This is a genomic window from Brevundimonas sp. PWP3-1b1, assembly GCF_049896065.1.
In the GTDB taxonomy this organism is placed as follows: domain Bacteria; phylum Pseudomonadota; class Alphaproteobacteria; order Caulobacterales; family Caulobacteraceae; genus Brevundimonas; species Brevundimonas intermedia_B.
Genome location: NZ_JAFCTO010000001.1, coordinates 326,817 through 344,597 on the forward strand (window position 1 = coordinate 326,817; position 17,781 = coordinate 344,597).

Here is a 17,781-nt window from a genome sequence, read left to right on the forward strand (position 1 = left end):
AAAGCGAGGTTCTTGCGACAGCCGCTTGAGGGGTCTAGACCGCCCGCACGATTAATCCCCATTTCGCACACGCAATAAACGGAGACATCCATGGCTCGCGCGAAGATCGCCCTTATCGGCGCCGGCATGATCGGCGGAACCCTGGCCCACGTGGCCGCGCGCGAAGCCCTGGGCGACGTGATCCTGTTCGACATCGCCGAAGGCACGCCACAAGGCAAAGCCCTCGACATCGCCGAGGCCACCGCCGTCTTCGGTTCGGACGTGTCGCTCAAGGGCGCCAATGACTACGCCGACATCGCGGGCGCCGACGTCTGCATCGTCACCGCCGGCGTGCCGCGCAAGCCGGGCATGAGCCGCGACGACCTGATCGGCATCAACCTGAAGGTCATGAAGGCCGTCGGCGAAGGCATCAAGGCCCACGCCCCCAATGCCTTCGTCATCTGCATCACCAACCCGCTCGACGCCATGGTCTGGGCCCTGCAGAAGTTCTCGGGCCTGCCCAAGGAGAAGGTCGTCGGCATGGCTGGCGTGCTGGACTCGGCCCGCTTCGCCTACTTCCTGGCTGAAAAGACCGGCGTCTCGGTTCAGGACATCCACGCCTGGACCCTGGGCGGTCATGGCGACGACATGGTGCCGATGGTGCGCCACTCGACCGTCGGCGGCCTGCCCCTCCCCGACGCCGTCGCCGCCGGCCTGCTGAGCCAAGCCGATCTGGACGCCATCGTCGACCGCACCCGCAAGGGCGGCGGCGAGATCGTCGCCCTGCTGAAGACCGGCTCGGCCTTCTACGCGCCCGCTGAATCGGCCATCGCCATGGCCAAGTCCTACCTGCTGGACCAGAAGCGCGTCCTGCCCTGCGCCGTCTGGCTGTCGGGCGAATACGGCCTGTCAGACCTCTACGTCGGCGTCCCCGCCCTGATCGGCGCCGGCGGCGTGGAGAAGGTGATCGAGTTCACCACCAACGACGAAGAAAAGGCGATGTTCGAAAAGTCCGTCGCCTCCGTCCAGGGCCTGCTGCAAGCCTGCAAGGATATCGACGCCTCGCTGGCTTAAGCCACCCTCTGTCGAATGACGAAGGGCCGCGGAGCAATCCGCGGCCCTTTTTCTTTCTCCCTTCTCCCCTTGGGAGAAGGTGGCCCGCAGGGCCGGATGAGGGTCGGGTGGTGGGCCAGTCGCACGAGCGCGACCCTCACCCTTTCGCACCAGAACGACGGCTATCGCCGCCGCGTGCTCAAGCCCTCTCCCATCGGGAGAGGGAAATCATTGCGGCGCCACATAGCCCATCTCGCCAGCGAACTTCGGCAGCAGTTGCAGCCACACCGCCAGCGGGTCCGCCAGTTGCGCCACGCCTTCGCCCGACAGCACGACGACGTCGTATTGCGCCGTCGCCGTGGGGGTCGCCGCAGCAGTATGGAAGGCCTTCAGATAGCGGTTGTCGCGGTTCCAGGCGTTGACCTTGTCCAGCGTCGCGCCGGCGCCCGGCACGACGGCGCTGAACTGAACCTCGCCGCAGACGCCCGCCTCGCAGCCGTAGAAGAACACCGCCCAGGTCAGGCCCGCATTGGTCACGGTGAAGAAGGTCAGACCGTTCTCAGTCTGCACCGGCCCGACGCGACCGCCCAGCCCGGTGATCCAGGCCCCGACCTCGGCCGGCGTCAGACCGCGACTGGCCGTCGCCGGCGCCGTCTGGGCCAGGGCCGCCCCCGCCGTCATGGGCGGTACGATCAAGGCAAGGGCGGCGGCGAGGGCGAGGCGGCGCATGGAAACTCTCCGAAGGTCAGCCCCCCACCCTAGCCGTCAGTCACGCACGTGCGCCAGCCAGTCCTTGCTCTGCATCTCGTTGAACCGCGACACGGTGCGCTCGAACTCGAACGCCCCCACCCCTTCTGTATAGAGGGCCTCGGGCTTGGCCGCCGCCAGCACGATCAGCTTGGTCTTGGCCTCATAGAGCGCGTCCACCAGGGTCACCAGACGCCGCGCCTCGTGGTGGTTGGCCGAGCTCAGGATCGGCACGTCTTCCAGAAACAGGGTGTGGAACCGCTGGGCGACGGCCAGATAGTCCTGCGGCCCCAGCGGTTTGCTGCACAGCTCGGCGAACGTCGCCCGCGCCATCGAGCCGACGGTGCGCTCCACCACCACGTCGCGGCCCAGCACGGTCAGGTGCGCCGGCTCCTCGGGCTCGCCGCCCTTCAGCTCACGCCACAGATCCTCGAAGCCTGCGCGGTCGTCGGGCGTGTGCCACACCTGGGCCGAGGTCATCCGGTCCAGCCGCCAGTCGCGCGCCCCGGCCATCTCCACCACCGCGCAACGCTCGCGAATGATGTCGATGAAGGGGACGAACAGCTGGCGGTTGATGCCGTTCTTGTACAGGTCCTCGGGCGCCCGGTTCGAGGTGATGGCCAGCACCACCTTGTCCTCGAACAGGGCCTCGAACAGCCGGCCCAGGATCATGGCGTCGGCGATATCCGTCACCTGCAGTTCGTCGAAACACAGCAGCCGGGCTTCCGACGCGATCAGCCTGGCGATGGGGGGGATTGGGTCGTCGCCCTTATGGGTGCCGAACACGGCCTTGCGCGTCCTCGCATCCCCCTCGCGCCACTGTTTCACCAGGTCGTGGATGCGGGCCATGAAGGCGTGGAAGTGGGCGCGGGTCTTTCGCGGCTCGGGCGTCGCCGAATAGAACAGGTCCATCAGCATCGACTTGCCCCGCCCCGGCGGCCCGTAGAGATAGATGCCCCGCACCTCCGGCGCCTTGCCGAAGAGGCCGCGCCTGGCCAGATCGACCTCCAGCCGCTCCAGCGCCGCGATCACAGCGCTTTGCGCCGGATCGGGCGTCAGCACGCCCTCTTCCACGCGGATATCGTAGGCGTTGCGGATGCGGGAGGTCATGCGGCCCTGCTTAAAGTCCCCCGAACCGAAAAGCGATTGCTTCGCGGCTGCGAACGCCTAATTGCAGTCCCCAACCACCACACCAAAAATGCGCTCAAGTAGCGAGGCTCCGCTGAGCCGAGCGTAGCGCGTCCGAAGGACCAAGCATCATGGGTTATCGCGTCGCCATCGTCGGAGCCACGGGCAATGTGGGCCGCGAAATGCTGAACATTCTGGAAGAGGTCGAATTCCCCGTCGACACCATCCACGCCATCGCCTCGCGCAAGTCCAAGGGCGTCGAGGTCTCGTTCGGCGACAAGACCATCAAATGCCAGGACATCGAACAGTTCGACTTCTCGACCGTCGATATCGTCCTGATGTCCGCCGGCGGCGCGGTGTCCAAGGAATGGTCGGAAAAGATCGGCAAGGCCGGCCCGATCGTGATCGACAACTCCTCGGCCTTCCGCAAGGACCCGGACGTGCCGCTGATCGTGCCGGAGGTGAACCCCGACGCCATCAAGGACGCGACCAAAAAGAACATCATCGCCAACCCCAACTGCTCGACCATCCAGCTGGTGACGGCGCTGAAGCCGCTGCATGATGTGGCGAAGATCAAGCGGGTGGTGGTCTCGACCTATCAGTCGGTGTCCGGCGCCGGTAAGGAAGGCATGGACGAGCTGTGGAACCAGACCAAGGCCATCTACGGCCTGGGCGACGCGCGTCCGAAGAAGTTCCCCAAACAGATCGCCTTCAACGTCATCCCCTACATCGGTTCCTTCCTTGAGGACGGCTCGACCGACGAGGAGCAGAAGATGTCGGACGAGACGCACAAGATGCTGGACCCCGACATCAAGGTCACCGTGACCTGCGTGCGCGTGCCGGTCTTCGTGGGCCACTCAGAGGCCGTGAACATTGAGTTCGACCGCGCCATGGAACCCGACGAGGCCCGCGCCATCCTGCGCGAGGCGCCGGGCGTGCTGGTCATCGATAAGCAGGAGCACGACGGCTACATCACCCCCGTCGACGCCGCCGGCGAACACGGCGTCTATGTCAGCCGCATCCGCAAGGATCCGACCGTCGAGCACGGCCTGAACCTGTGGGTCGTGTCCGACAACCTGCGCAAGGGCGCCGCCCTGAACGCCATCCAGATCGCCCAGCTGCTGGACGAGACGGGCGTGATCACCTCGTCGTCGGGATATCGCTCGATCACCGTGTGATCTCTCTTTCGTCATCCTCCGGCTTGACCCGAGGACCGGATGTTCAGCCGCTGGTGCGAACGAGCGACGCATAGGCGCCCGCCGCGTCCGATCCTCGGGTCAAGCCCGAGGGTGACGGCAGGGCGTGAAAGGACACGCGCCCCATGACCGCCCCCGCCACCCCCAACGACCCCCGCGCGGTCGGCACGGCCATCGCCTGCTACACCCTGTGGGGCCTCTTGCCGCTGCTGTTCATGGCGATGGCGGCCAACGGGTTCGGCGCGCCCGAAATCCTGGCGCATCGGGCCGTCTGGTCCGTCTTCATCGCGGGCCTGGTTCTGCTGCTCGCCGGCCAGTGGGGCGAGGCAAAAAAGGTGCTGGCCACGCCGCGCACCCTGGCCTGGCTGGCCCTGTCGGCCCTGCTGATCGCGACGAACTGGAGCCTCTACGTCTACGCCACGACGCACCATGCGACGCTGGAGGCCAGCCTCGGCTACTATATCAATCCCCTGCTCAACATGGCGGCAGGCGCCGTGCTGTTCCGCGAGAAGATCGACCGCTGGAGCGCCGTCGCCATCGGTCTCGCCGCCGTCGGCGTCGTGATCCAGACCGTCGCCCTGGGTCATGTGCCGATCATCGGCCTGACCCTGGCCGTCACCTTCTGCGCCTATGCGGTGATCCGAAAGCGCGTGCCCGCCTCGGCCCAGACCGGCCTGTTCGTCGAATGCCTGGTCCTGCTGCCTATCGGCGCGGTCTTCCTGGCCTGGCTGACGATCCAGGGTCAGGCAGTGGGCTTTGCCTCGCCCTCGGGTCTGGCCTGGGCCCTGATCAACGGGCCGGCGACGGTGATCCCGCTGGTGCTGTTCGCCTGGTCGGCGCGGCGTCTGCCCCTGTCCACCGTCGGCTTCATCCAGTTCCTGGCGCCCACGCTTCAGTTCGCCTGCGGCGTCCTGACGGGCGAGGCCCTGACCCCGCTGCGCATCGTCTCGTTCGTCTTCATCTGGGCCGGCGCCGGCGTCTTCGCCCTGGGCGCGCTCAACCGCTCACGCGCCGCCAAGCGCGCCGTCACCCTCTCTGAAACGGTCTAGAGCGCCCCGTACAGCGCCTCCAGCAGGCGTTTGGGACGCGGGTCGCCGATCAGGTGCGGCGACTGGCGCGTCATCACATAGGCCGCCGACAACCGGCGCGACGGATCGGCCATGGCCATCGACCCGCCCCAGCCATAGTGCCCGAAGGCTTCGTCCGGCCCGAACACCTTCAGCCCGTCGTTGCGCATCAGCCCCGCCGCCCAGCTGATCTCGAACGGCAGCACCTTGTCCGGCCCGTGGATCCGTTCGCGCGTCAGCTGCTCCAGCGTCCCCGCCGACAGCACCGACCGGCCGTCGAGCACGCCGCCGTTGGCGACCACCCCCAGCATCCGCGCCAGCCCCAGGGCCGTGCCGTGCAGGTTGGCCGATGGAATCTCCATCTCGCGCCATGCGGCCGAGCCCCGCCCGCCGGGCGCCGAGCCACGATCCAGGAAGGCGGCCTGTTTGATCGGATCGATGGTCCCCAAGCTGGGCGCCGCGGTCGGCTTCCTCATCTGCGCCACCCGGCCGTGCTCGCTTTCCGGCAGGCCGATCCACAGATCCAGATCGGAGAAGTCCTGGCGCAGGGCCTGACCCATGGTCCGCCCCGTCGCACGGCGGAACACCTCATTGGCCAGATAGCCGACCGTGACGGGGTGATAGCCCGAGGCCGTGCCCGGCGCCCACATCGGCGCCTGGGCCGCCAGCCGCGCCAGGACGGCGGGCACGTCGAACCAGATGGTCGGATCGACCGCCTCGGAGAAGCCGGGCAGGCCAGACTGATGGCTCATCAACTGGGCCACGGTCACGTCCGCCTTGCCCGCCGCGCCGAACTCGGGCCACAGCGAGGCGACCGTCTGGTCATAATCGATCTGCCCCGCCTCGACCGCCGTCGCCATCAGGATCGCCATCACCGCCTTGCCGGTCGAGAAGACCGAGGTCAGGGTCGTCTCCGTGAACGGCGTCGTCTTCGCCGTATCCGCATGACCCGCCCACAGATCGACGACCGCCTCGCCCTCAACCAGCACGCTGAACCGCGCCGCCTGCTCGTTCAGCCCCTCGGGCGCCTCGGTGAAGTTCGCGGCGAACGCCTCGCGCACGGCCTCATAGCCGGGTGTGCAACAGCCTTGGATGTCGATCGGATCGGTCATGATACGCGTCATAGACCGTCTCCCGCTGGCGGGGGAAGTGTAGGAACGCTGCGCACCGGCTAAGATCGTCGGTACAAACGGCGGCGTTCAATGCGCCTCTTGCACGCGGCCACGCCTCACGATGACCATAAGGGCTGACGGAGTTCCATCCTCTATCGGTTTAACCCAAGAGGCCGTTACCGCCTCATTCTGATCGTACCGAATGAACCCGAAGCCGAGTTGGCTATGATCGGCGATGAAGCCATGTTGCTCGAACCACTTGGGCAACATCGCGTCCAGACCGCCCGTCGCAACGGCGCCAACCAAACAGCCCTGCATCCTATCGGTCTGGACGGGATCGGCCTTCGTGCTCGCGTTCACCCATACCTTCTCGGCGCCGGACCCCGTTTCCCAAGACATGAACCCCGTTGCCGGCTGGGCTTGGAAAGCGGCTGGTGCACCAGGCCGCCCCATCGCCCAGTCCTCTACACAATATCTGACGCCCTCAGCCACCAGAGCGGGTCGATCCAAGCTTTGGGCACGACCTAGACCCGGCGTAACGAGCGAGACCCCCGCAAGGCAAACTACAACCCAACGGCGGCGTTGAAACATCACAATTCTTCCATGCAACTATGGCTGTAGCGACTTTTAAGTCCGTAACAGCAATACATGAAAAAGGCCTCCCGCCGAAACGGGAGGCCTCAAATCGTTCGACCCTTGGACAGGATCAGGCCGCGACAACCTCGGTCGCCTGTTCAGCCAGGATGGTCAGGCCTTCGCCGTTGACGTCGGCGAAGCCGCCGTGGACGTCGTACTGGATCTTGGTCCCGCCGTTATAGACGGTGACCAGACCCTCGCGCAGGGCGGTCATGAAGGGGGCGTGGTCCGGCAGGACGCCGAAGTCGCCCTCGACGCCCGGCGCGTCCACCTGGTCGACGAGGCCCGAGAAGACCTCGCGTTCCGGCGAGACGAGGGAGAAGTTCAGCTTGCCGGCCATGATCAGGCTTCCGAAGCCATCTTCTCGGCCTTGGCGACGGCCTCTTCGATGGCGCCGACCATGTAGAAGGCGGCTTCCGGCAGGTGGTCGTAGTCGCCGGCGACGATGCCCTTGAACGAGCGGATCGTGTCGGCCAGTTCGACGAACTTGCCGGGGGCGTTGGTGAACTGCTCGGCCACGAAGAAGGGCTGCGACAGGAAGCGCTGGATCTTGCGGGCGCGCGAGACGACCAGCTTGTCCTCTTCCGACAGCTCGTCCATGCCCAGGATGGCGATGATGTCCTTCAGGCCCTTGTACTGCTGCAGCACTTCCTGGACCGAACGGGCGACCTGATAGTGCTCTTCGCCGATGACCAGCGGGTCCATGATCCGCGAGGTCGAGTCCAGCGGATCGACGGCGGGGAAGATGGCCTGGGCGGCGATATCACGCGACAGCATGGTCGTCGCGTCCAAGTGGGCGAAGGACGCGGCGGGCGCCGGGTCGGTGGGGTCATCGGCCGGGACGTAGATGGCCTGGACCGAGGTGATCGAGCCCTTCTTGGTCGAGGTGATGCGCTCTTGCAGGTTGCCCATCTCGGTGGCCAGCGTCGGCTGATAGCCCACGGCCGACGGAATGCGGCCCAGCAGAGCCGACACTTCCGAACCGGCCTGGGTGAAGCGGAAGATGTTGTCGACGAACAGCAGGACGTCCTTGCCTTCTTCGTCGCGGAAATACTCGGCCTGGGCCAGGCCGGTCAGGGCGACGCGGGCGCGGGCGCCGGGAGGCTCGTTCATCTGGCCATAGACCAGGGCGCACTTGGAACCCTCGGTCGAGCCGCCGTTCTTGGCCGGGTCCACGTTCACGTTGGACTCGATCATCTCGTGATACAGGTCGTTGCCTTCGCGGGTGCGCTCGCCCACGCCAGCCAGGACCGAATAACCGCCGTAAGCCTTGGCGATGTTGTTGATCAGTTCCTGCATGGTAACGGTCTTGCCGACGCCGGCGCCGCCGAACAGGCCGGTCTTGCCGCCCTTGGTGTAGGGGCAGATCAGGTCGATCACCTTGATGCCCGTGACCAGGATTTCAGACGAGTTGGTCTGCTCCTCGAAGGTCGGCGCCTCGCGGTGGATCGGACGATATTGCGTGGTCTGGATCGGACCGGCTTCGTCGATCGGCTGGCCGACGACGTTCATGATGCGGCCCAGCACGCCCGGTCCGACCGGGGTCTGGATCGAGGAGCCGGTGTCGATCACGGGCTGACCGCGCGTCAGGCCTTCGGTCGTGTCCATGGCGATGGTGCGGACCATGTTCTCGCCGAGGTGCTGGGCGACTTCCAGAACCAGGGTGAAGGGCTCGCCCGTCTTCTGGTCGACGTTCTGGGTGTTCAGGGCGTTCAGGATCGCCGGCAGATGGCCGGTGAACTCGACGTCGACGACGGCGCCGATGACCTGGGCGATCTTGCCGGTGGCGACGATGGAGCCGGGCGCGGTCGCGGCGGCGGGCGCCTTCTTGACGGCGGGCTTCTTGGCGGCGGGTTTTTTGGCGACGGTGTCGGTCATGGCTGGGGTCCGTATCGGAATGTCTGTTCGGTCGGGATCAGAGGGCTTCGGCGCCGGCGATGATCTCGATCAGTTCGGTGGTGATCTGGGCTTGGCGCTTGCGGTTGTATTGCAGCGTCAGAGCGTTGATGAGGTCGCCGGCGTTGCGCGTGGCGTTGTCCATCGCCGCCATCTGCGACCCGAAGAAGCCCGCCTGGTTCTCGTACAGAGCGGCCAGGATCTGGGTCGTCAGGTTGCGGGGCAGCAGGGTCTCGAGGATTTCCTCTTCCGACGGCTCGTAGTCATAGACCGCGCCGTTCAGGTCGATGGGCTGGGCGTCGCCCTCGACCACGGCCGGGATCAGCTGCTTGCCGGTCGGGACCTGCTGGATCACCGACTTGAACTGGCTGTAGAACAGGGTGACCACGTCGGCCTGACCGTCCTCGAACGCCGTGGCGATCATCTCGGCGACCGGCTGGGCCGAAGGCAGGCCGATGGTCTTGTGCTCGCTCAGTTCGAAGGTGTGGATCACCTTGTCACCGTACAGACGCGTCAGCTGGTCGCGCGACTTCTTGCCGACCGCGATGATCTTCACATCCTTGCCGGCGTTGACCAGGCTGTTGATCCGCTCGCGTGCGGCGCGGATGACGTTGGTCGAGAAACCGCCGGCCAGACCCTTGTCCGCCGTCGCCACCACGATCAGGTGACGCTGGTCCTGACCCGTGCCGGCCAGCAGCTTGGGCGCGTCGGCGCCCGAGACGCCGGCGGCCAGGTTGGCGATGACCGAGGCCATCTTCTGGGCATAGGGTCGGGCGCTCTCGGCCTGATCCTGGGCGCGTTTCAGCTTGGCCGCGGCGACCATCTGCATGGCCTTCGTGATCTTCTGCGTCGCTTTGACGCTTCCGATCCGATTGCGCATTTCCTTGAGGCTGGCCATCCGGCGTTGCTCTTCCTCTAACTACCGGCGGGGTTCAGGCGAAGGTCTTGACGAAGGCGGCCAGGATGTCCTTCAGCTCGGCTTCGAGGTCCGAGGTCAGGTCCTTCTTGGTGCGGATGCCTTCCAGCAGGCTGGCGTGGTTCGCATGGATGCGCGCCAGCAGTTCCTTCTCGAACCGGCCGACGTCGCCCACGGCGATGCCGTCGATATAGCCGCGCGTGCCGGCGTAGACCGAGACGACCTGTTCTTCCATCGCCAGCGGCGAATACTGGGGCTGCTTCAGCAGCTCGGTCAGGCGGGCGCCGCGCGCCAGCAGCTTCTGGGTCGAGGCGTCCAGGTCCGAGCCGAACTTGGCGAAGGCGGCCATCTCGCGATACTGGGCCAGCTCGCCCTTGATGGTGCCGGCGACCTTCTTCATCGCCTTGGTCTGGGCCGAGGAGCCGACGCGCGACACCGAGATGCCGACGTTCACGGCCGGACGGATGCCTTGATAGAACAGGTCCGATTCCAGGAAGATTTGGCCGTCGGTGATCGAGATCACGTTGGTCGGGATGTAGGCCGAGACGTCATTGGCCTGGGTTTCGATGATCGGCAGGGCCGTCAGCGAGCCCGAGCCATAGTCTTCGTTCAGCTTGGCCGAACGCTCCAGCAGGCGCGAGTGCAGATAGAAGACGTCGCCCGGATAGGCTTCGCGGCCCGGCGGGCGGCGCAGCAGCAGGGACATCTGGCGATACGCAACAGCCTGTTTCGACAGGTCGTCATAGACGATCAGGGCGTGCATGCCGTTGTCGCGGAAGAACTCGCCCATGGCGGTGCCGGCGAAGGGCGCCAGGAACTGCAGCGGGGCCGGCTCGGACGCCGTGGCGGCGACGACGATGGTGTATTCCAGCGCGCCGGCCTCTTCGAGGGTCTTGACGATCTGGGCGACGGTCGAGCGCTTCTGGCCGATGGCGACGTAGATGCAGTAGAGCTTGGCGCTCTCGTCGTCGGTCTTGTTGACGTTCTTCTGGTTCAGGATGGTGTCGACGGCGACGGCCGTCTTGCCGACCTGACGGTCGCCGATGATCAGCTCGCGCTGGCCGCGGCCGACGGGGATCAGGGTGTCGATGGCCTTCAGGCCGGTCTGCATCGGCTCGTGAACCGACTTGCGCGGGATGATGCCCGGCGCCTTGACGTCCACGCGGCGACGCTCGGTGAACTCGATCGGGCCCTTGCCGTCGATCGGCTCGCCCAGCGGGTTGACGACGCGGCCCAGCAGGCCCCGGCCGACCGGCACGTCCACGATCTCGCCCAGGCGGCGCACGTCGTCGCCCTCGGCGATCTGGGCGTCCGCGCCGAAGATCACGGCGCCCACGTTGTCGCGTTCCAGGTTCAGGGCCATGCCCTTGACGCCGGCCTTGGTGAACTCGACCATTTCGCCGGCCTGGACATTGTCCAGACCGTGGATGCGGGCGATGCCGTCGCCGACCGACAGCACGCTGCCGACGTCGGAAACGTCGGCTTCGACGCCGAAGTTGGCGATCTGCGACTTGAGGATGGCCGAAATTTCAGCGGCGCGGATGTCCATGACGGGCTCTCTGTTCTTCAGTCTTATGCGGTTGCGCCGTTCAGGCGCGACATTCTGGTGGTCGGGTCGGGCTTACGCCCGCTTGAGGGCGAACTTCATCTGGTCGAGTTTGGTCTTCAGCGAGGCGTCGAACAGTTTCGAGCCGACCTTGATCTTCAGGCCGCCCAGGATCGACGGATCGACGCGCGCGGTCAGTTCCGGCGCCTTGCCCAGGCTGTTGGACAGGGCGGCGGTGATGGCGGCGACCTGTTTGGCGTCCAGCGGCTGGGCCGAGACGACCTCGGCGGCGACGACGCCGGCGTGTTTGGCGTAACGCGCCTCGAAGCCGGCGATCACGCCCGGCAGATCCTTGGCGCGATGGTTCTGGGCCAGCAGACCCAGGAAGTTGGACGTGGTCTGTTCGAACTTCGCCTTGGCGGCGATGGCGACCAGACCCTTGGCCTGATCGTCGGCGGAGATGACGGGCGAGGCGGCCAGGCGACGCAGGTCGGCGCTCTCGATCCAGGCCGCCTTCAGCGACTTCAGATCGGCGCGCACGGCGTCCAGGCGGCCGGTTTCCAGCGCCAGGTCAAACAGCGCCTGTGCGTAGCGATCGCCGACTTCCGTCGTTCTGAAATCATCAGCCACTGATTAGGGTCCGAGGTCGTTGTGTCAGGGTCGCGACCGACGCGAGGCTCGCAACGGTCAAAAGCTTGAAATGCTTACGGAAAGCACGACAGAGGCCGTATCCGTGAATACGCCCCCTTCAAGCCGGGCGCCTGATAGCACGGGGTTTCGCCGCTCGCAACATTGCGTGAAGGCGCGTCGATGCCGCAGGGGACAATGGAGGAACTCTCAAAGCCTCACAGACGCCTCTCCCTCCCCTTCATGGGGAGGGACGATCGCACAGCGATCCGGGTGGGGCCGTAAGAACGGGCGCATCGCTTCACACGCCCCCACCCCGGCGGCGCTTCGCTTCGCCGCCCCTCCCCATGAAGGGGAGGGAGAAAACTTCGCAGCGAAACGCCGCGAAGGCGCTTCCGCACGCCCGTTTTCCGTCGCAGACTGACTGGGGGTGCGACCATGACGCCGCACCCTGTCGCTTGATCGGAACTCGCGGCGGCCCTAGCGCTTTCCGCTCAAGCTTTATTTTCCACCAGGAACCCCAATGCTCGACAGCATAACCCCTCTGCTCTCCGATCCGGCCGCCTGGGCCGCATTGGTGACCCTCATCGTGATGGAGGTCGTGCTTGGTATCGACAACCTGATCTTCATCTCCATCCTCTCGAACAAGCTGCCCGAGCACCAGCGTCAGAAGGTCCGTCGCCTCGGCATCGGCCTGGCCCTGATCATGCGCCTGGCCCTGCTGTCGATCATCGCCTGGCTGGTCGGCCTGGTTCAGCCCGTCTTCACCGTCATGGGCAACGAGTTCTCGTGGAAGGATCTGATCCTGATCGCGGGCGGCCTGTTCCTGGTCTGGAAGGCGACCAAGGAAATCCACCACACCGTCGATCCCACGCCCAGCCATGACGTGATGGACAAGAAGGACGTGATGATCATGAACGCGGGCGCCGCGATCTTCCAGATCATCCTGCTGGACATCGTCTTCTCGATCGACTCGATCCTGACCGCCGTCGGCATGACCGAGCACCTGCCGATCATGGTCGTCGCCGTCCTGGTCGCCGTGACCGTCATGCTGCTGGCCGCCGATCCCCTGGCCAACTTCATCAACAAGAACCCCAGCGTGGTCATGCTGGCGCTCGGCTTCCTCTTGATGATCGGCATGGTGTTGATCGCCGACGGCTTCGGCTATCATGTGCCCAAGGGCTACATCTACGCCGCCATGGCCTTCTCGGCCGGGGTCGAGGCCCTGAACATGATGGGGCGTCGCGGCGCCACCAAGAAGGAAATGGCCGAACAGGCCCGCAGCGACGCGAACGCCGCCGAGGTCCGCGCCCAGAAGGCCGAGGCCGAAGCCGCCGCCGAGCACGGCTGAGGCTCATGAACCGCCTGTCGTCGCGTCTCGCCGGTCTGATCGCCGGCCTGATCCTGGCGACGGGCGGTGTCCTTCCGGTCCGGGCGGAAGTCCCGGTTCAGGCCTATGAGGTGGTGCGCGCCTATCCGCACGACCGGACAGCCTTCACCCAAGGCCTCTTGTTTCACGAGGGCGCCCTGTATGAGAGCACGGGCCAATACCCCTCTTCCATCCGTCAGGTGCGGCTGGAGACGGGCGAGGTGGTGCGCCGGCGCGACCTGCCGACCATCTATTTCGGCGAGGGCATGACCACGCTGAACGGAAAGCTCTACAGCCTGACCTGGCGCAACCACATCGGCTTCATCTGGAATCTGGACGACTTCTCGCCCCTGGGCGGCTTCTCCTATCCGGGCGAGGGCTGGGCCCTGACCACCGACGGCCGCCGCCTGATCATGAGCGACGGCACCGACCAGCTGCGCTTCCTCGATCCGGAGACTCTCGCAGAGACCGGCCGCGTCTCCGTCACCGCCGACGGCAAGCCGCTGGGTCAGATCAACGAGCTGGAGTGGATCGACGGCGAAGTCTTCGCCAACCTGTGGCAGGACAACCGCATCGCCCGCATCGACCCCGAGACCGGCGTGGTGAAGGCCTTCATCGACCTGACCGCCCTGGTCCCCAAGGACGCCGGCTTGGACCCCAATGACGACGTCCTGAACGGAATTGCCTGGGACGCCGCCGGCAAGCGGCTGTTCGTCACCGGCAAACGCTGGCCGCAACTGTTCGAGATCAAGCTGCGCTAGGACAGCGAAAGGGCCGGACGCGACGGCGTCCGGCCCTTTGCTTTCAGTTCTGGCTCAGGCTCAACCGTGCAGGTCGAACCGGTCCAGTTCGGTCACCTTGGCCCAGGCCGCCACGAAGTCCGACACGAACTTTCCTTGCGCATCCGCCCCGGCATAGACCTCGGCCAGGGCGCGCAGAACCGCGTTGGAGCCGAACACCAGATCGACGCGGGTGCCCGTCCATTTCGGTTCGCCCGTGCGACGGTCGCGCCCTTCGAACACGTCCTGGGCGTCCGAGGTCGCCGTCCACTTCACGTCCATGTCCAGCAGATTGACGAAGACGTCGTTGGACAGGACGCCGGGCCGATCCGTCAGCACGCCGTGCGTCGCCCCGCCGGTATTGATGTTGATGGCGCGCAAGCCGCCGATCAGCACCGTCATCTCGGGCGCGGTCAGCGTCAGCCGCTGCGCCTGGTCGATCAGCAGGGCCTCGGCCGGAACCGCATAGCGGGCCTTCTGGAAGTTGCGGAACCCATCGGCGACCGGCTCCAGATAGGAGAAGGATTCGACGTCCGTCTGCGCCTGGCTGGCGTCCGTCCGACCCGGCGTGAAGGGCACGCTGGTCTCGTGGCCCGCCGCCTCGGCCGCCTGCTCGACGCCCGCATTGCCCGCCAGCACGATCAGATCGGCCATCGAGACTTTCTTGCCGCCCGCCTGGCCCTGGTTGAACTCGAACTGGATACGCTCCAGCGTCTTCAACACCCGGTCCAGCTGTTCCGGCTGGTTGGCGGCCCAGTCCTTTTGCGGCGCCAGGCGGATGCGGGCGCCGTTCGCCCCGCCCCGCTTGTCCCCGCCCCGGAAGGTCGAGGCCGAGGCCCAGGCCGTGCCGACCAGTTCCGACGCGCTCAGGCCCGAATCCAGCACCTTGGCTTTCAGGACCGCCGCATCCGTCGCATCGATCAGCGGGTGATCGACCTCCGGCACGGGATCCTGCCAGATCAACACTTCGCGCGGGACTTCCGGCCCGACGTAGCGCGAGCGCGGCCCCAGGTCGCGGTGCGTCAGCTTGAACCAGGCCCGCGCAAAGGCGTCGGCGAAGGCCTGCGGATTGTTCAGGAAGCGGCGCGAGATCTTTTCGTATTCCGGGTCGAACCGCAGCGCCAGGTCGGTCGTCAGCATGGTCGGACGACGCTTCCTGGACGGATCATGGGCGTCGGGAATGATCTCCCCCGCGTCCTTGGCCACCCACTGGTGCGCGCCCGCCGGGGACTTCTCCAGCTCCCATTCGAAGCCGAACAGGTTCTCGAAGAAGAAGTTGCTCCACTGGGCCGGGGTCTGGGTCCAGGTCACTTCCAGCCCGCTGGTGATCGCGTCCCCGGCCTTGCCGGAACGGAAGCTGGAGGCCCAGCCCAACCCTTGCGCCTCAAGACCGTCGGCCTCGGGCTCGGCCCCGACGTGGTCGGCCGGGCCGGCGCCGTGGGTCTTGCCGAAGGTGTGGCCCCCGGCGATCAGGGCGACGGTCTCCTCGTCGTTCATCGCCATCCGTCCGAAGGTGTCGCGGATGTCCCGGGCGGAGGCGATCGGGTCGGGATTGCCGTCCGGCCCTTCCGGATTGACGTAGATCAGACCCATCTGCACCGCCGCCAGCGGGTTCTCCAGATCGCGCGAATGCTCGTCGCCGTCCGCGTCGTCATCGCTGACCAGCACGGCCTCGTCGCCCGGCTTCACCACCCCGTGCGAGCCGTGGGCGTAGCGTTCGTCGCCACCCAGCCAGGTGGTCTCGCGCCCCCAATAGACGTCCTGATCCGGCTCCCAGACGTCTTCGCGGCCGCCCGCGAACCCGAAGGTGCGGAAGCCCATCGTCTCCAGCGCCACGTTTCCGGTCAGGATCAGCAGGTCGGCCCAGGAGATGGCCTGGCCGTATTTCTGCTTGATCGGCCACAACAGGCGCCGCGACTTGTCGATATTGACGTTGTCGGGCCAGGAGTTCAGCGGCGCGAACCGCTGCTGACCGCGCCCGCCGCCGCCGCGCCCATCGCCGACGCGATAGGTGCCGGCGCTGTGCCAGGCCATGCGGATGAACTGCGGCCCATAGTGACCGAAGTCCGCCGGCCACCAGTCCTGCGAATCCGTCATCAGCGCGCGCAGGTCCGCCTTCAGCGCCTCATAGTCCAGCTTGGCGAAGGCCTCGCGGTAGCTGAACCCCTCGCCCAGCGGGTCGGACTTCGACGAATGCTGGTTCAGCAGGTCGGTCCTCAGTTGGCCCGGCCACCAGTCGCGGTTCTGCACGCCGCCGCCCGCGACCGACTCCGTCGTCCGCCCGGAAACGGGGCATTTGGCTTCACTGGACATGATAATCTTCCCTGCTGGTTTGCGCGGCTTGGGCCGGGTCTCGATAGCCGTGTAGATGACGGGGTCATTCGACACGGGTCAAACACATAAAGCCAATCGATTGTCCTTGGCGTCAGCATAGGTTCATCCTATCTTGCAGCCATGCTTCCAACCCTTCGACAGCTTCAGTATCTCAAGCTTCTCGCCGACCACGGCAGCTTCTCGCGCGCCGCCGAGGCCGCCCACGTCAGCCAGCCGGCCCTCAGCGCCGGGGTGCAGGAGCTGGAGCGTATCCTCGGCGCACCCGTGGTGGAGCGGGCGCGCGGCGCCGTCATCATGACCGCCGTCGGGGTCGAGGCCGTGCGCCGGGCCGAGGACGTGCTGGCCCGCACCGAGGATCTGGTCGAGGCGGCCAAGAACGCCGGCCGCCTGCTGTCCGGCCGTTTCCGCCTGGGCGTCATCCCCACCGTCGCCCCCTTCCTGCTGCCCGCCAAGCTTCCGTCGCTGAAGGCCGCCTATCCCAGCCTGAAGCTCTACATCCGCGAGGACCTGACGCCACGCCTGATCGCGGCCCTGAAGGCGGGCCAGATCGACGCCGCCGTCATCGCCCTGCCTTACGACGCGCCAGGCATCGAACACGCCCGCATCGGCGACGACGAGATCATGGCCGCCGCCCCCCATGACCACGCCCTGGCCGCGCCTGGGCCCATCCGCCCCGGCTCGCTGAGAGCCGAGGATCTGATCCTGCTGGAGGATGGCCATTGCCTGCGCGACCACGCCCTGGCGGCGCTCGACATCGAAGCGCCGCGCGGCGACGACGTCTTCGCCGCCACCAGCCTGCACACCCTGGTCCAGATGGTCGGTTCGGGCCTGGGCGTCTCCTTCCTGCCGAAGATGGCGGTCCAGGCGGGTCTGGCCGACAACCCGTCGGTCGCCATCCGCGCCTTCGAGAACCAGGCCGACGGCGCGCCGCCCCATCGCGAGATCGTCGTCGCCTGGCGCGCCGGCTCCAGCCGCGCCGCCGAGGCCCGGCTGCTGGCCGAGGCCCTGAAACTAGATTGAAGCTGGACTGAAACTGGACTGGCCCTGTTGACCTGAGCGCCGAACAGGCCGCTTGGGAAGCGCATGGCAACCGAAACCGTCTACATCGTCCAGGCCTATGTCCAGGGCAGAGGCAAGGCCCTCCGCGCCGAACAGCAGGTCGGCTGCAAGGACGCCGAGGAGGCGCGCCGCAAGGCCGAGTGCCTGGCCCCCTTACGCCTGGGCGTCGTCGCCTTCGCCGTCTCGGCCGACACCGAAATGGGCGACTATGACGAGGAGCCGACGATCATCTTCAAGTCCGGCCAGCTGCCGCCGCCATTCAGCGACGCGGATTAAAAGCAGGGCAACCGCCCTGCCCAGCAGGCGTTGACTTTCTGACAACGGATCGGCGCCGCCC

At 66.5% G+C, this 17,781-nt stretch carries 16 protein-coding genes; 7 read left to right on the plus strand and 9 right to left on the minus strand.

The window, feature by feature from the left end; translation table 11 throughout:
• The first annotated feature begins 90 nt into the window (after positions 1-90).
• Complete coding sequence (gene mdh, locus ACP69V_RS01605; RefSeq protein WP_426022391.1) at positions 91-1,053, plus strand: malate dehydrogenase; 963 nt, start codon at positions 91-93, stop codon at positions 1,051-1,053.
• Between the two features lie 207 nt (positions 1,054-1,260).
• Here the strand turns inward: mdh and ACP69V_RS01610 are convergent, their stop codons facing one another.
• Complete coding sequence (locus ACP69V_RS01610; RefSeq protein ID WP_426022392.1) at positions 1,261-1,761, minus strand: YbjN domain-containing protein; 501 nt, start codon at positions 1,759-1,761, stop codon at positions 1,261-1,263.
• Between the two features lie 36 nt (positions 1,762-1,797).
• Positions 1,798-2,889 carry a cell division protein ZapE gene (gene zapE, locus ACP69V_RS01615; protein ID WP_426022393.1) on the minus strand — a complete coding sequence of 364 codons (1,092 nt, stop codon included), beginning with the start codon at positions 2,887-2,889 and terminating at the stop codon, positions 1,798-1,800.
• 149 nt (positions 2,890-3,038) lie between these two features.
• On the opposite strand from zapE, the gene ACP69V_RS01620 reads away from it, so the two are divergent.
• Complete coding sequence (locus ACP69V_RS01620; RefSeq protein ID WP_426022394.1) at positions 3,039-4,085, plus strand: aspartate-semialdehyde dehydrogenase; 1,047 nt, start codon at positions 3,039-3,041, stop codon at positions 4,083-4,085.
• A gap of 143 nt (positions 4,086-4,228) precedes the next feature.
• Positions 4,229-5,152 (plus strand): EamA family transporter RarD, encoded by a 924-nt coding sequence (gene rarD / locus ACP69V_RS01625; RefSeq protein WP_426022395.1) that lies wholly within the window; start codon positions 4,229-4,231, stop codon positions 5,150-5,152.
• Here the strand turns inward: rarD and ACP69V_RS01630 are convergent.
• The 6 genes from ACP69V_RS01630 to ACP69V_RS01655 form a co-directional block, all read right to left on the minus strand.
• Entirely contained in the window at positions 5,149-6,282 is a 1,134-nt protein-coding gene (locus tag ACP69V_RS01630) for a serine hydrolase domain-containing protein (RefSeq protein ID WP_426024018.1), read from the minus strand. The genes rarD and ACP69V_RS01630 overlap by 4 nt on opposite strands.
• A gap of 706 nt (positions 6,283-6,988) precedes the next feature.
• Positions 6,989-7,258, minus strand: a complete 270-nt coding sequence (locus ACP69V_RS01635) for an ATP synthase F1 subunit epsilon (protein ID WP_426022396.1) — start codon at positions 7,256-7,258, stop codon at positions 6,989-6,991.
• Between the two features lie 2 nt (positions 7,259-7,260).
• On the minus strand, positions 7,261-8,796 hold the full coding sequence (atpD, locus tag ACP69V_RS01640) for a F0F1 ATP synthase subunit beta (protein ID WP_409719602.1): 1,536 nt from the start codon (positions 8,794-8,796) through the stop codon (positions 7,261-7,263).
• A 37-nt stretch (positions 8,797-8,833) separates the two neighbouring features.
• On the minus strand, positions 8,834-9,712 hold the full coding sequence (locus ACP69V_RS01645; protein WP_426022397.1) for a F0F1 ATP synthase subunit gamma: 879 nt from the start codon (positions 9,710-9,712) through the stop codon (positions 8,834-8,836).
• 34 nt (positions 9,713-9,746) lie between these two features.
• On the minus strand, positions 9,747-11,279 hold the full coding sequence (atpA, locus tag ACP69V_RS01650; RefSeq protein ID WP_135194047.1) for a F0F1 ATP synthase subunit alpha: 1,533 nt from the start codon (positions 11,277-11,279) through the stop codon (positions 9,747-9,749).
• Between the two features lie 72 nt (positions 11,280-11,351).
• Positions 11,352-11,906 (minus strand): F0F1 ATP synthase subunit delta, encoded by a 555-nt coding sequence (locus tag ACP69V_RS01655; protein WP_426022398.1) that lies wholly within the window; start codon positions 11,904-11,906, stop codon positions 11,352-11,354.
• 520 nt (positions 11,907-12,426) lie between these two features.
• Here ACP69V_RS01655 and ACP69V_RS01660 point away from each other — a divergent pair.
• Positions 12,427-13,254: a TerC family protein gene (locus ACP69V_RS01660; protein ID WP_426022399.1), complete on the plus strand. Its 828-nt coding sequence runs from the start codon at positions 12,427-12,429 to the stop codon at positions 13,252-13,254.
• A 5-nt stretch (positions 13,255-13,259) separates the two neighbouring features.
• Positions 13,260-14,033, plus strand: coding sequence for a glutaminyl-peptide cyclotransferase (locus ACP69V_RS01665; protein WP_426022400.1), 774 nt, complete (start codon positions 13,260-13,262; stop codon positions 14,031-14,033).
• 60 nt (positions 14,034-14,093) lie between these two features.
• On the opposite strand, the gene katG is transcribed toward ACP69V_RS01665, so the two are convergent.
• A complete protein-coding gene (katG, locus tag ACP69V_RS01670; RefSeq protein ID WP_426022401.1) occupies positions 14,094-16,364 on the minus strand; it encodes a catalase/peroxidase HPI in 2,271 nt (756 codons plus the stop codon).
• A 141-nt stretch (positions 16,365-16,505) separates the two neighbouring features.
• Here katG and ACP69V_RS01675 point away from each other — a divergent pair, with 141 nt between their 5' ends.
• Together ACP69V_RS01675 and ACP69V_RS01680 are read left to right on the plus strand one after the other, a co-directional pair.
• Positions 16,506-17,405 (plus strand): hydrogen peroxide-inducible genes activator, encoded by a 900-nt coding sequence (locus ACP69V_RS01675; protein WP_426022402.1) that lies wholly within the window; start codon positions 16,506-16,508, stop codon positions 17,403-17,405.
• Positions 17,406-17,468: 63 nt separating this feature from the next.
• A complete protein-coding gene (locus ACP69V_RS01680) occupies positions 17,469-17,720 on the plus strand; it encodes a hypothetical protein (protein WP_426022403.1) in 252 nt (83 codons plus the stop codon).
• The last annotated feature ends 61 nt before the right edge of the window (positions 17,721-17,781 follow it).

Bases quoted from the DNA above. Each gene is read 5' to 3' on its own strand.
- mdh (WP_426022391.1), top strand. From the start codon at position 91: ATGGCTCGCGCGAAGATCGCCCTTATCGGCGCCGGCATGATCGGCGGA.
- ACP69V_RS01610 (WP_426022392.1), bottom strand. From the start codon at position 1,761: ATGCGCCGCCTCGCCCTCGCCGCCGCCCTTGCCTTGATCGTACCGCCC.
- zapE (WP_426022393.1), bottom strand. From the start codon at position 2,889: ATGACCTCCCGCATCCGCAACGCCTACGATATCCGCGTGGAAGAGGGC.
- ACP69V_RS01620 (WP_426022394.1), top strand. From the start codon at position 3,039: ATGGGTTATCGCGTCGCCATCGTCGGAGCCACGGGCAATGTGGGCCGC.
- rarD (WP_426022395.1), top strand. From the start codon at position 4,229: ATGACCGCCCCCGCCACCCCCAACGACCCCCGCGCGGTCGGCACGGCC.
- ACP69V_RS01630 (WP_426024018.1), bottom strand. From the start codon at position 6,282: ATGACCGATCCGATCGACATCCAAGGCTGTTGCACACCCGGCTATGAG.
- ACP69V_RS01635 (WP_426022396.1), bottom strand. From the start codon at position 7,258: ATGGCCGGCAAGCTGAACTTCTCCCTCGTCTCGCCGGAACGCGAGGTC.
- atpD (WP_409719602.1), bottom strand. From the start codon at position 8,796: ATGACCGACACCGTCGCCAAAAAACCCGCCGCCAAGAAGCCCGCCGTC.
- ACP69V_RS01645 (WP_426022397.1), bottom strand. From the start codon at position 9,712: ATGGCCAGCCTCAAGGAAATGCGCAATCGGATCGGAAGCGTCAAAGCG.
- atpA (WP_135194047.1), bottom strand. From the start codon at position 11,279: ATGGACATCCGCGCCGCTGAAATTTCGGCCATCCTCAAGTCGCAGATC.
- ACP69V_RS01660 (WP_426022399.1), top strand. From the start codon at position 12,427: ATGCTCGACAGCATAACCCCTCTGCTCTCCGATCCGGCCGCCTGGGCC.
- ACP69V_RS01665 (WP_426022400.1), top strand. From the start codon at position 13,260: ATGAACCGCCTGTCGTCGCGTCTCGCCGGTCTGATCGCCGGCCTGATC.
- katG (WP_426022401.1), bottom strand. From the start codon at position 16,364: ATGTCCAGTGAAGCCAAATGCCCCGTTTCCGGGCGGACGACGGAGTCG.
- ACP69V_RS01675 (WP_426022402.1), top strand. From the start codon at position 16,506: ATGCTTCCAACCCTTCGACAGCTTCAGTATCTCAAGCTTCTCGCCGAC.
- ACP69V_RS01680 (WP_426022403.1), top strand. From the start codon at position 17,469: ATGGCAACCGAAACCGTCTACATCGTCCAGGCCTATGTCCAGGGCAGA.